Raw genomic sequence first — 13,589 nt, 5'->3', positions numbered from 1 at the left:
ATCGTTATGAATAAAATCTATAAATTAAACATTTTACTATTGATTCTGGCCACAATTATTTGTCTGCCATCATGTTCTCCCGGAGAAAAAAAGAATAATATATCTATCGTATATCCCAATTGGGCCGAGGGTATAGCTATAAGTAACATGGCTAAAAAAATCCTCGAAAAACAAGGATACAATATCACATTAATGAATGCGGACATTGCCCCCCTCTTTGCCTCCCTGTCAAACGGGAAAGCCGACGTCTTTCTCGATGCCTGGGTTCCGGTTACTCACCAAGATTATTTAAACCAATACGGAAATAATCTCGAAACGTTGGGTGAAATCTATGATAGTGCACGCGTAGGCTTTGTCGTACCAGACTATGTCAACATAAATTCAATTGAAGAATTGAATGCCAATAAAAATAAATTCAGTGGAGAAATCATAGGCATCGATGTCGGTGCCGGGATTATGAAATCGGCCGAAAAAGCAATTCAAGAATATGACCTTGACTTCCGTCTCAAACCATCCAGCGGACCGGCAATGACAGCTTTATTGAAAAAAGCCATTGAAAACAAACAATGGATTATCATTACTGGATGGTCTCCTCATTGGATGTTCTCTGACTTCAAACTGAAATTTCTGAATGACCCCAAAAATACATTTGGCAAAACTGAAACAATAGAATCTATTGCAACTAAAGGATTTTCGCAGAAGCAGCCCTTTGCCGCTGAATTGCTGAAAAATATAAAGCTTGATACAAAACAGTTGCCTTCTTTAATATCTAAATTCAACAAAATACAAAACGAAGGAGAAGCCGCAGAAAGTTGGATTTCAGAGAATCAGGAACTAATAGATAGTTGGCTTCCAGCCTCCTCTCCCAGCACATCTAAATCCAGGTCCAAAATGGACCAATCTATAAAATAAATATTCATGAAGTTGTCTCAAAATAAAAAAATGAAGTGCCCTCCAAAAGTTAGACACAAAACTTTTGAAGGGCACTTCAAAATGAGGCAGCCTTACTTATAATCTGTAAGTTGGATTATAATTATCTTCTCATACCAAAAGAAAAGTATGGCTCAATCCCTGATATCATCATTTAATAATCCTTATAAAAAGTTCAATTTAGGGGATTACTATTTTTAACGGGCAAAAGACTGCTAATCGATACATATTAACAGAAAAAACACTATCTTCGTTTGCAGAAATCTTTACCCCGTAAATGATGCTGAAACAACAATTACAACAAAAGCTACAACAGAAGTTATCGCCTCAACAAATACAGGTTATCCGATTACTCGAATTGACAGCCATAGAACTGGAAGAACGCATCAAGCAGGAGTTAGTCGACAACCCGGCTTTGGAGGAAGGCAATAATGAACCGCAAAGTGATACCGACACCTTTGGTGACGATATGCAAAATGAAGAAGGCTCTAATGAGAGTGCTGAAGACATTTCGCTCGGAGATTACAGAAGTGAAGATGATATTCCTGATTATAAACTCGAAGCCGATAACTTTTCACAAAAAGACCGACGGGAAGAAATTCCATTTTCCGGGAACTCGTCTTTTCACGACAATCTTTTGAAACAACTCGGACTTAGAAATCTTAGTGAACAAGAGTATAAAATAGCCGAATACATTATTGGGAATATAGATGATAACGGCTATTTACAGCGACCGCTTTCCGCAATTTCAGACGACCTTATATTTCAAGTAGGAATAGATGTCAGCATCGAAAAACTCGAAGAACTATTGCAACTTATACAAGATTTCGAACCCGCTGGAGTAGGAGCATCCAATTTACGGGAATGTTTGCTATTACAACTTGAAAGGAGACCAGCAACCCCAGCAAACTTACTGGCATATAAAATTATTGACGAGTCGTTTGATGAATTTAGTAAAAAACATTATGATAAAATATTGAAGCAATATGGCATTGACGAATCTCAATTAAAAGATGCTATTCATGAAATAACAACACTAAATCCCAAACCGGGTAATATATGGGGCGATTCGTTCAGTGATGGGATGAGTCAGGTTGTTCCTGATTTCATTGTAGATGTTCAAGATGGAGAAATTACTCTTAGCCTGAATAATAGCCAACTTCCCGAGTTACGAATCAACCGTTCTTATACTCAAATGTTAGAAGATTACATGGGCAACAAACAAAATCAGACCCGAGAACGTAAAGATGCTCTACTTTTTGTAAAACAAAAACTTGATGCTGCCCAATGGTTTGTTGATGCTGTCAAACAAAGGCAACAAACTCTATTGCAGACAATGCAAGTAATTATCGATTTACAAAAAGAGTTTTTCCTTACCGGAGATGAAAGCACCCTTAAACCAATGATACTGAAGGATGTAGCAGAACGTACCGGATTTGATATATCTACTATATCCCGAGCCAGCAATAGTAAATATGTACAAACAAATTTCGGAATTTATCCCCTAAAGTTCTTCTTTTCTGAATCCATGCAAAACGATTCAGGCGAAGAAATCTCATCCCGGGAAATAAAAAAAATACTACAGGAATGCATCGAACACGAAGATAAACGCAAGCCCTTAGCTGATGATAAGCTTTGTGAATTGCTGAAAGAAAAAGGATACGTGATTGCACGTCGTACTGTCGCCAAATATCGGGAACAATTGGGTCTACCGGTTGCCCGGTTACGAAAAGAAATATAACAATATATCAGCCATAAGAGAAGAAATATGAAAATCCTGGCAAAAATTTTTTCAGAAATTTTACATCCATTACTTATGCCGTTCTACGGCATCCTTATGATGTTTTATTACTCATACCTTTATATTCTACCCCTTCAATATAAATGGCTTGTATTAGGTGGAGTACTATTATTTACTTGCATCATCCCGGCTTTATGTATACTTTTACTTTATAAAACAGGAAAAATAAAAACGATAGGACTCAATCATAGAGAAGACCGCCCTATCCCTTATGCCATCTGTCTTATATCATACATATGTTGTGGTATCCTCCTATATCGATTACTACTACCGCCCTGGGTATTAGGATTTGTAGGAGGAGGACTTTTATCAGTCATTACCGCTGCACTCATAAATATACAATGGAAAATCAGTGCCCATATGACCGGTATTGGAGGCGTTTTAGGAGCAGCATTCGCTCTTGCGTCCATGCAACATACTTTCCCGATATATCTATTTATCGGGCTTATTCTGGCAACAGGGATTCTCGGGACTTCCCGTATAGGATTGGGATGCCACACTTTCATGCAAGTAATTACAGGTACTCTTAACGGATTTATCTGGGTATTCGGATGCATGACTTTATGTGCCGGTATTCCTGTCGTTTAAAAACGAATTATACTAATTTAGAAATAATATATACATTATGAATCCAATTGTAAGTATCATTATGGGCAGTACTTCCGACCTGCCTATCATGGAGAAAGCAGCTCAACTTCTCAATGACTTTGAGATACCATTCGAAATGAACGCTCTGTCGGCTCATCGAACTCCTGCAGAAGTAGAAGAATTTGCTACCGGAGCACAGAAACGTGGTATCAAAGTCATTATTGCAGCTGCAGGAATGGCAGCACACCTGCCCGGTGTCATTGCATCCATGACCACTCTCCCGGTTATCGGAGTTCCTATAAAATCGAGTCTTGAAGGTATCGATGCACTTTATGCTATCGTGCAAATGCCCCCGGGAATTCCGGTTGCGACAGTAGGTATCAACGCCTCTTTAAATGCCGCTATACTGGCAACCCAGATTCTGGCTTTAACAGATAAAGATATTGCTGAAAAAGTAAAAACCTATAAAGCCGGGTTAGCGAAAAAAATAAAAGATGCTAATTCAGAATTGGCAAAAATCGAATATAAATTCAAAACAAACTAAACCATTTGTAATAGACTTACTCGATATGGACTATTTCAACTATCATCGTAGAAAAAGCTCGGAAGTAAAAATAGGAAAAACGCCTTTGGGTGACAACAACCCTATCCGTATCCAATCTATGACCAACACTTCGACAATGGACACTCTGGCTTGCGTAGAACAAAGCATTCGTATTATCGAAGCGGGAGGCGATTATGTCCGGCTAACGGCTCAGGGGGTAAGGGAGGCCGAAAATCTGGCAAATATCAAAAATGACCTACATAAAAAAGGTTATTATACCCCTCTGGTTGCTGATATCCATTTCAATCCGAGTGCAGCTGAAGCTGCAGCCAAGATAGTTGAAAAAGTCCGTATCAATCCAGGCAACTTTGTTGATTGTGCCCGAAAATTCAAACACCTCGAGTACACTGAAGAAGAATATGCCGCTGAAATAGATAAAATACGAGCAAGACTGGTTCCTTTCCTCCAAATATGCCGCAAACATAAAACTGCAATCCGCATAGGGGTAAATCACGGGTCGTTGTCGGATAGGATTATGAGCCGGTACGGTGACACTCCGGAAGGCATGGTTGAGTCTTGCCTCGAATTTTTACGTATCTGTAAAGATGAGTCTTTTTCCGATATCGTTATTTCAATCAAAGCATCTAATACCGTCATTATGGTACGTACAGTACGCCTATTGGTTGCTGCCATGGAAAAAGAAAACATGCACTATCCTTTACATCTCGGTGTTACAGAAGCTGGGGATGGAGAGGATGGACGAATAAAATCGGCTGTAGGCATTGGTGCTCTTCTTGCCGACGGCATCGGAGATACAATCCGGGTATCCCTTAGCGAAGCTCCTGAGCAAGAAATTCCAGTTGCTAAAAAGCTGGTTGACTACATTTACAAACGTAATCACCATCCTATTATCCATGCCCAAAAAGCTCTCGAATTTGACTATTTCAACCCCCAAAAAAGAAATACCTGGTCATCCGGTAATATCGGAGGGACACAAGTTCCTGTTGTTATTGCTGATTACAATGAAAACGGAACTCCTCTATCCCAATATCCTTTCAAAGCAGATTTCTATTATACCGGGAAAAATGATTATAAAAATTTTCCGGCAGCATTGAACAGAATTATCGATTTTTCGCATTATAAACCAGCCAAAAACCAATACCCTCTATTTTCCATCTATGAAATCGACAAAATAGAAAACTGTAATGCACCGATAAAGTTTTTATCGATACAACTCTCCGATTATAACGGAACAATACAGCATATATTAAATGAAGATAAAAACATTGTCCTCATCTTAAATTCCACCCATAGCAATCCCGTCGGAGAGCAAAGAGCATTGTTTCACCAACTGATAAACGATAAGATAAATGCTCCTATCATATTACGCAATGAGTACAACGAATCTTCAGAAGAAGATTTACAGCTAAAAGCCGGAGCAGATTTCGGTGCTTTACTTTTGGACTATTTTGGTGAAGGTATTTGGCTCAAGAATAAGGGAGAAATAGATACTTCAAATCTAGTCCAATATATGTTCGGCATTTTACAGGCAACGCGGCAAAGGATAAGTAAAACAGAGTACATCTCATGTCCGGGATGCGGCCGTACATTATTTGATTTACAACAGACTATCTCACGCGTCAAAGCTGCGACATCACACTTAAAAGGATTGAAAATAGGTATCATGGGGTGTATTGTGAATGGTCCAGGAGAAATGGCCGACGCAGACTACGGATATGTGGGTGCAGCTCGCGGGAAAATAAGCTTGTATAAAGGAAAAACTTGCATCGAAAAAAATATCCCCGAAGAAAATGCGGTAGATAAACTCATCGAATTGATAAAAGAAAATGGAGATTGGAAAGATAAATAATAAATCAAACAATCTCACTCTGTTTCCATTTCATGAGTATCTCAAAACTAAAGAAACCTTTGTTGTTTTGATTCACAAAACAACAAAGAAAAACGGTTAGGCAACAACCGTTTCATGCATATATGTATCTCTCTTCAAATAATGGCATACAAGACAGTACAAAGAATCACACAATAATCAAAAAGATATCTTTCCGAAAGATTCCATAGGAGTATCAATTTCAATCCGTATTCTCTCACTGACCCGACAAACGTTAAACAAGTTCTAAAATTATATTCTTTACAATAATTGTTCTCTTAAATAGGGAGGTAACTCCGGCATTGCCCCTTTTTGCGTGCAAACATAGGCCGAGACCTCAACGGCATGCTTATGCACTTCAGATACATCTTTACCTTTTAATATGCCAGTAATGAACGTTGCAGTAAAAGAATCTCCTGCTCCTACAGTATCAGCGACATCGACTTTTGGAGTTTCTACAAACGAAATATTTCCCGGAGTAAATACATAACTACCATTTACCCCACAAGTCAATATCAACATTTTCAAATTATATTTAGCTAGAAGAATCCAGCATTTATCTTGAAAATCAATATCAGGATAACCAAATATGCGGCTAACTATAACTAATTCTTCATCATTAATCTTCAATACATTACATCTTTGCATTGAATTACAAAGAGTATCTTTTGTATAGAAGCCTTGTCTCAAATTTATATCAAATATTTTATACTGGCCTTCTCCGTCCGGCATTACATCCAAAAAGCAATTGATTGTTTCTCTGGAAACAATACTACGCTGAGCCAACGAACCGAAACATACTGCCCGAGTTTTCTTTGCTAACTCTTCCAATGCAGACGTATATGGAATATTATCCCAAGCTACACCTTCTTTTATTTCATAACAAGGAATTCCAGTCTTATCCAGTTCTACTTGTACCGTACCGGTAGGATAAGGGACTTTTTTTATTAAATAATTCAATTTTTTCTTATCAAAGTTATCCAATATTTCATAGCCTAATTTATCATCCCCTACTGCACTTACAACACAGCTATCCAATCCAAATTGGGATATATGATAAGCAAAATTGGCAGGAGCTCCACCTATTTTCTTTCCTTCGGGCAGGATATCCCAAAGTACCTCACCCATTCCAACAACAATATTATCCATCTATTATTTCTCTATTTGTTACTTCTTTTGTTGTCATAGAAACCTTCTCCTCCATCGAAACATCCTTGGTAATTGATAACTAAAAAGAAATTACCAAATCCTATCTTTACAATACAAATATACTAAATTGTTTCGATAGAAACATATATAATCTAACCATTAGCAAGAATACAATAACCAAACCGTTTTTTAAGACAACACTTTTATCGATATTAAATATTTTCAGACTAAAAACCGATATTTCCAGACAGCGACATAACACATCCATATATAAAAGTATCAAAATCTATAATTATATGCAAAAAAGAGGCAATCAGAAAACTGATAGCCTCCTCAACTTTTTATTTACAAATACAATTTATTTCGTTCGTCTTACCGAGCGCACTGGTGCCGACTTAGAAGCTGACCGGGAAGAAGAACGGGATACTTTAGACGATTTGGAGGAAGATTTAGATTTAGACACTGTACCTCTTGAAGAACGAGTAGACCGTGAAACCGTTGCTTTCTGCTCCTTCTTAGAATTATTATCTTCTTCCTTTACATCTGAACTATCTTTATCTTTGGCCTTAGATTTCACATCAGTGTCCTCTTGCTCAGGCATCTTCACCCAAAGATTATCCTCAAAGCTTTTCAATTGATTTTCTATTTTGGTTTGAGCAGCCACCCGAGCAGTATCAGACGGATACATCTGCATAAGAGACATATTTCTTAAATTCGTCGTCTTATATATTTCCCCCTCGAACAAACGTAATTGAAAATAATCATCAAATGTATAATGTTGTACATTATTTTCATTATTCGTCAAAATATATTGTTGAGACAAATAAGGTTTGATATCATTATAACGTACCCAAAACATCGGATATTTTACAGCTTCACCCCCAAAATCTCCAGCTCGGTGCAATACCGGACAAAGGGCTTCTACTATCGGATAAAATTTCGAATTTCGCTGATCGAATACCCATTTCTCCCTCATATAATACGACAGGACCTCATTGGTCGGTATATCACTGTCTTCTATACCAAATGTCACCGTTTTGGAAGTACGCCCCTGCTTTTCCTCATAAGGGATATGATATCGGTCAAGTACATCCTTCACTTTTAACTGATAAGCCTCGGTAAATATTTCCCGGCCATCAAGATATTCATAAACCGGAACTTTTCCATCTGCCATCAAACGAACAATCAGCCGGAACATATTCTCTTGATTTTCCATCGATTCTTCAGGATAATACAAAGGCATATTTTTCTCCTTTGTAAGATCCACAGACCGATATATAACACGCATCCAAGGGATATCGGCTTCAGTTATCCCCGCTTTATCATATAATGATTGGGCCCGTACCGAAAGTTCATTCTTTTCCTCTTTTGGAGAAACGGTGCGCACCGTAGACCGATTTTGAGCATGCAGAACCGGCATAGTACATGCAAAGGCGACTGCAGCTGCCACAATTTTTACAGTGACTTTCATACGCTCTATCTGTTTTTTACTTTTCATTTTCAGTTTACAATTACTTCTATCGGGGACAAATCCCGTTGTATTCCATCTGGACCAACTGCTTTTACACGAGATATATAGAATCGTTTCCCCCGTGACAATCGTCGGAAAGCTGTCCTTTGACGTTCAGAAAATGATGCTCCGTCCGAAATCTCAGGCATAGCATTTCCCATCGAATCAAAAAATACTGTCTCAAATTGTAGCACTCGATAAGTTACATTCAACAAATCATCATCAATTGCTGCCTGTATACCCGGTGCAGACAATAACAAACTCTTTGGGAAAGGTTTTCCTCCTTTATAACGACGCTCGTACCCCTTATCATCCTTATATGCAATAAAAGGCATAGGATCGGGCAGCTGACGTACTCGGAACTGGGTTGTATTGACAACTTGCGAATGTCCTTCAAGTACAGCCGTAACCGTAATCGTCACATCTTGTCCGACACGCGCCGGACGAGCAACCCAATGGTCTCCAGAACGCGTCAATGAACCATTGGACATGGTTGCCGATACCGAATGCATCGGGACTCCGGGGACCGATATACTTATCGGATTATCAATACCCGCATATAATACGTTCATCATGGTTGCCGATACCGTAGCAGTGGGTTCCACAACTGTATAAGATGAAGAAAAATCATGTCGTGTCAGCGTACCATCTCCATGTGGGACCTCCAGATAACCAGAGAAGTCAAAAACTCCTGTCTTGCCGCAAATAAACTCATATTTTCCCTTCTGTTCTTCCGGCAACTTAGTATCACCTATATATATTACAGGTGCTTGTGTCGTATCTATAGCAGCCAGAACAATATCTGCCGAGTACTTACCTCCACGAATAATAGTTTTGGAATTAGGTATAACAAACGCATTCAGACGATTCACCCTCACATCTCCTACATCGACATTTTTCAACAATGTGTGCAAAACCTCTCCTTCCGCATAGCGTATATCACTCTGGATTTTCGACAAAATGGTAACAGCGGCTGCCACAGGCATATTTTCGAACATAGCCTCCTCCCAGTTTTTGTGATTCTTCACCCCCGATACGGGTGTTCTGGGTGTTAAATAATCACTAATTACTTTCCGTTGTAATGTATCTGGGATCATTCCCGAAACAACCCGACTATATTCGGTCAAAGATTGCCTGAGCTTTTTACCTTCTCCCCTTGCAGGAGCCAACATAATACGAGAGGCTGCCTCCAAATCATCCTGATGCTTAATATCAAAAACATTCCCATCATCACCATCAGCTTGGCGTACGATGCGCAATTTCAAGTCGGCAATATAATCATAAAGTTCCTGCGTTCGTTTTTTCACTTCAGACGCTTTATCATACCACTCTTTGGTCTTTTCAGGATTCTTTTGATTAAATGATGATAATTCATTATATAACGCCTGATTCTGTACCGTCGAGTTACCAGTAGAACGTACCAAACCCTCTTCGACCTGCTTAAACCCATTAAGCACATCAGAAGACACGTTCAACGCCAGCATGGCAGTCAAGACGATATACATCAGGTTTATCATCTTTTGCCGCGGAGAAAGGTTTGAATTAGGTGAAGCCATATTTTTTATACTTTATAATCCCAATCGGATTTTACTGCTGTTCCGTTTCTTTCTGTATTTCTTGTTTTTGAACTACAGGTTGTCCCTGTGGTTGCTGCGGCATAGGCCGCGTATACATATTTACAGTCATTGCTGTCAACATCTTTTCGTAAACCGAATTGAGTTGTTGCATATACTGAGTCATTTTTTCGGTTTCTTCACAATATCTTGAACTGTCGGCCATAGAATTTTCATACATATCACGAATACTCTTCAAACCGGCATTGACCCTGTCAATGCTGTCGAGTTGAGAACTGATACTCTTCAACTGGATTTCATAGATTGTATTCAATCCATTTAAGTTCCGGTTCAAATTTTCCATTTGAGTTACATAACCTTGAGAATGATTTGTAATACCCTCGGAATTATCGGTTATGCTCCTGTACGAATCGAGCAAGACATTAGAGACTTCAGTCAAAGAACGAGTAGCCTCACCTAAATTAGTCATCTGTTCCGAAATTTCAGATAATTGACTCAGATATTGCTGAGTAGCATCCGTCAATTCAGCCATACGGGATAACTGGTCAGCGGCAGCAGACAATTTCTGTATACTTTCGGTCAGACTTTTCGAGTCCTCTTCTTCTAATTGGATACCCGGTATACCAGCGGCATGCTGGGCCATCTCAGGAGTAATATTTACAGCCCCCGATATTCCCCCGGCAACTCCACCTTTCGAACCTCCACCATTCACAATAACCGTACCATTACCTCCGGCAAAGGATGGACGATCGTCCGGATTCTTACTATCAAGTACAGGAAAAACTTCTTCCCAATTATATTCTTTGGCCGGATGGTCAAAAGCTGACAAGATAAACATCAAAACTTCAGTACCCATACCGATACATAACATCGCGTTACCACCAGGTAAGTGCAATATTTTAAATAATGCTCCTAAAATTACGACAGCTGCACCCAAGCTATACGCAAAATTAAAAAATCGTTTACCAGAATCTCCTGAAAGAAATTTCTCTAAACTGTTTTTATATCTCTTATATTTTCCCATAATTGGTAAAAATTAAATCATTACTATATATTTATTCCGGTTATTTACGGCCTTTAGCAAACCCTATTTGGGACCTTACACACCGGAATCCAATATAAGAACGCTGTTCGTTTTGATATTCCCACATCCTGACATCGGCTCGGACAAAATTAGAAACATCCTTCCAAGAGCCACCACGTACAATTTTTCGCTTCATTTTATACGGATCCTCTTTTGCCGCATTGTATTGATATTCAGGATTCATATCACTCGTATGCAAATTAGCCGTTTCCGTATATGCAGAAGAGGTCCATTCCGAAACATTCCCAGCCATGTCATACAGTCCAAATTCATTTGGAGAATATGAACCGACTCTTGCCGTAATTAAATTTCCATCCTTTACATAATTACCTTTATCTGGTTTGAAATTAGCATAAAAACATCCCTTTTCTGCCATCGGTGCATCTCCTTCCCAAGGATACTTATTCTCATTTTTTCCAGCACGGGCTGCATATTCCCACTCTGCCTCGGTAGGCAAACGATACGGTTCTATAAATACCGGACCCCGACCTGCAAAAGAAGCTACCAAATAATTTGTTCTCCATACACAGAATGCATTGGCCTGTTCCCAAGATATCCCGACAACCGGATAATCATTATAACCAGCATGGGCAAAATACATGCGCATATACGGCTCATTATAAGCATTATCAAAATCATTAACCCAAGCTGTCGTATCAGGATAAATATTAATAATATAAGTATGTAGAAAATCAAATTCACTTTGTAGAGGACGGGTAATTGTCTCTCGTATTATACGCCCTTCATCATCAATAAATGCCGTATCTTTTGAAATCATTATCTGCTCATCATAGTTAGGCCGTATATCTGTATTCAGATTCCGGCGAGTCACATCAAAACGATGTTTCCGCTTTGCCGCCTCTGTATGATTAAAGACCTCATAACGATAATTCATCTGCGCGGCATCCAATTCTCTCTTGCCTGTAATAGGATTAGTTCTATAAACACTTTCTATCGCCCGTGCTTCATCTTCTGTCGGATTACGCCACGGAATCGCTTTATTCCAGTTCAAATGGGGAGTGACAGGATTACCTTCACGATCTTCTTCTATCTTAAAAGCTTCATTACCTCCATAAGCAGGGTCTGCCAAGCGTTCACGAATAATGGAATCACGCACCCAAAATACAAACTGCTTGTACTTTGAATTAGTTATCTCCGTTTCGTCCATCCAGAAAGCATCGATAGAAATTCCTCTAGGTTCTTGATGAGTTCCCCATAAGCTATCTTTTTTAGCCGGGCCCATCTCAAACGAACCACGTTTAACCAATACCATTCCATATGGAGTCGGTTCGGCCCAAGCCGTTCCTCCAACCCCCACCAATTCTCCGCCATTACCCTGAGAGCCGGGAGCACATGATGTAAGGATGGCAATCGTCGCCAGAAACAATATTATTCTTTTCATAAATTACAATATGCGAATGCTCTTATGTTTGTTTTTATTCTTATCTGAAAAATCAATTTTCATACTATATCCTACAAATACCTCGTGACTTCCACTGGTCGCTTTTACTATCGGTGATAATGAATAATCGTAAGAATACCCAAAAACCACATTTTTTATTTCAGCCCCAATCATCACCACCATAGCATCTTTCCATCGATACGACAAACCAGCCCATAAAAACTTTTTATATTTCAGCCGAGCCGTCAATTCTACCTGAGTAATATTAAAAGTTGTCTTCAGCATCATAGAGGGCTGCAACTCTAATAACGTGTTTTTAAAAGGAATATTGCCTCCAGCAATAAAATAATATGATCGTCCTATATAGGTTTCATATTTTTCATCAAATGTAATAGATGGTTTTGTCAAATGTAACGCAGATAAACCTGCATAGAAGTATTTATGTGTGTAATATGCTCCAAATCCCATATCAAATGCCATACCTTGCAATTCGGTTTGAGGTATCCCATCTTCTGTAGAGACATGTTCATCACTGGTCGGAATCGAAACTTTTGTACCATCAAAACGCTGATCAAGTAAACCAATCTGCAAACCGAGCCCCAAATTACCTCCCCACAATTTCACTTTAAAAGCATATTGAGCACCTATCGACATATTTGAAAACAAACCAATAGTCTCATTGGACAATAAGAGTCCCACTCCATGATTCTGTTTGAGAAAACGCAATGGCATATCTGCTCCTACCAAAAATGTCTTAGGAGCTCCAGGCATACCGACCCATTGCTGACGTGTTGCAGCTAAAATATTCAACTTCTCTTTCGCCCCGACACTTCCTGCATTATAATATGAAGGCAATGCCCAATACTGGCTAAATTGCGCATCGACTTGTGCCTGCAAGTCTAAACCTGCAAACATTATCAAAATACCCAATATAACCCTCTTTATTTTTTGCATTTACAATCCGGGAAAAGGCAATCACCGCATAACGATAAAAAACTATTGTATCTTATAAAACTCCGAATTCAATATTTCATTGTCCAAAATATCATAAAAATTCATATTTATACAAGAAATAACAGCTATATTGGTTCTCTTGCCAATTTGTAAAGGGCAAAAATA

Annotated in this window: 11 protein-coding genes; 5 read left to right on the top strand and 6 right to left on the bottom strand. The window is 38.9% G+C overall.

The genetic code is table 11. From position 1 onward, the window contains the following. Positions 1-6 precede the first annotated feature (6 nt). The 5 genes from Cop2CBH44_RS12245 to Cop2CBH44_RS12225 all read left to right on the top strand — a co-directional run bounded on the left by Cop2CBH44_RS12245 (position 7) and on the right by Cop2CBH44_RS12225 (position 5,733). A complete protein-coding gene (locus tag Cop2CBH44_RS12245) occupies positions 7-912 on the top strand; it encodes a glycine betaine ABC transporter substrate-binding protein (RefSeq protein ID WP_200754914.1) in 906 nt (301 codons plus the stop codon). A 298-nt stretch (positions 913-1,210) separates the two neighbouring features. Further along, positions 1,211-2,671 (top strand): RNA polymerase factor sigma-54, encoded by a 1,461-nt coding sequence (gene rpoN, locus Cop2CBH44_RS12240; protein ID WP_200755970.1) that lies wholly within the window; start codon positions 1,211-1,213, stop codon positions 2,669-2,671. Positions 2,672-2,698: 27 nt separating this feature from the next. Then, the gene (locus tag Cop2CBH44_RS12235; RefSeq protein WP_021930868.1) at positions 2,699-3,319 is read left to right on the top strand and encodes a hypothetical protein; all 621 of its coding nucleotides are present in this window, start codon (positions 2,699-2,701) and stop codon (positions 3,317-3,319) included. A 37-nt stretch (positions 3,320-3,356) separates the two neighbouring features. Continuing rightward, positions 3,357-3,863 (top strand): 5-(carboxyamino)imidazole ribonucleotide mutase, encoded by a 507-nt coding sequence (purE, locus tag Cop2CBH44_RS12230; protein WP_021930869.1) that lies wholly within the window; start codon positions 3,357-3,359, stop codon positions 3,861-3,863. A 25-nt stretch (positions 3,864-3,888) separates the two neighbouring features. Beyond that, the gene (locus Cop2CBH44_RS12225) at positions 3,889-5,733 is read left to right on the top strand and encodes a 4-hydroxy-3-methylbut-2-en-1-yl diphosphate synthase (protein ID WP_200755969.1); all 1,845 of its coding nucleotides are present in this window, start codon (positions 3,889-3,891) and stop codon (positions 5,731-5,733) included. A 279-nt stretch (positions 5,734-6,012) separates the two neighbouring features. Here Cop2CBH44_RS12225 and Cop2CBH44_RS12220 read toward each other — a convergent pair whose 3' ends face one another. From Cop2CBH44_RS12220 to Cop2CBH44_RS12195, 6 genes are all read right to left on the bottom strand, one after another. Continuing rightward, positions 6,013-6,900, bottom strand: a complete 888-nt coding sequence (locus Cop2CBH44_RS12220) for a carbohydrate kinase family protein (RefSeq protein WP_021930871.1) — start codon at positions 6,898-6,900, stop codon at positions 6,013-6,015. 358 nt (positions 6,901-7,258) lie between these two features. Beyond that, a complete protein-coding gene (porN, locus tag Cop2CBH44_RS12215; RefSeq protein ID WP_246469119.1) occupies positions 7,259-8,398 on the bottom strand; it encodes a type IX secretion system ring subunit PorN/GldN in 1,140 nt (379 codons plus the stop codon). A gap of 2 nt (positions 8,399-8,400) precedes the next feature. Continuing rightward, the gene (gene porM / locus Cop2CBH44_RS12210) at positions 8,401-9,966 is read right to left on the bottom strand and encodes a type IX secretion system motor protein PorM/GldM (RefSeq protein WP_021930873.1); all 1,566 of its coding nucleotides are present in this window, start codon (positions 9,964-9,966) and stop codon (positions 8,401-8,403) included. A 31-nt stretch (positions 9,967-9,997) separates the two neighbouring features. After that, positions 9,998-11,008: a type IX secretion system motor protein PorL/GldL gene (gene porL / locus Cop2CBH44_RS12205; protein WP_021930874.1), complete on the bottom strand. Its 1,011-nt coding sequence runs from the start codon at positions 11,006-11,008 to the stop codon at positions 9,998-10,000. Between the two features lie 40 nt (positions 11,009-11,048). Then, entirely contained in the window at positions 11,049-12,470 is a 1,422-nt protein-coding gene (porK, locus tag Cop2CBH44_RS12200) for a T9SS ring complex lipoprotein PorK/GldK (RefSeq protein ID WP_200754913.1), read from the bottom strand. Positions 12,471-12,473: 3 nt separating this feature from the next. After that, a complete protein-coding gene (locus tag Cop2CBH44_RS12195; RefSeq protein WP_200754912.1) occupies positions 12,474-13,424 on the bottom strand; it encodes a PorP/SprF family type IX secretion system membrane protein in 951 nt (316 codons plus the stop codon). Positions 13,425-13,589 lie beyond the last annotated feature (165 nt).

The sequence above is a fragment of the Coprobacter secundus subsp. similis genome, from assembly GCF_015097275.1.
Lineage (GTDB): Bacteria > Bacteroidota > Bacteroidia > Bacteroidales > Coprobacteraceae > Coprobacter > Coprobacter secundus.
This window is presented reverse-complemented; position numbering and strand designations above follow the sequence as displayed.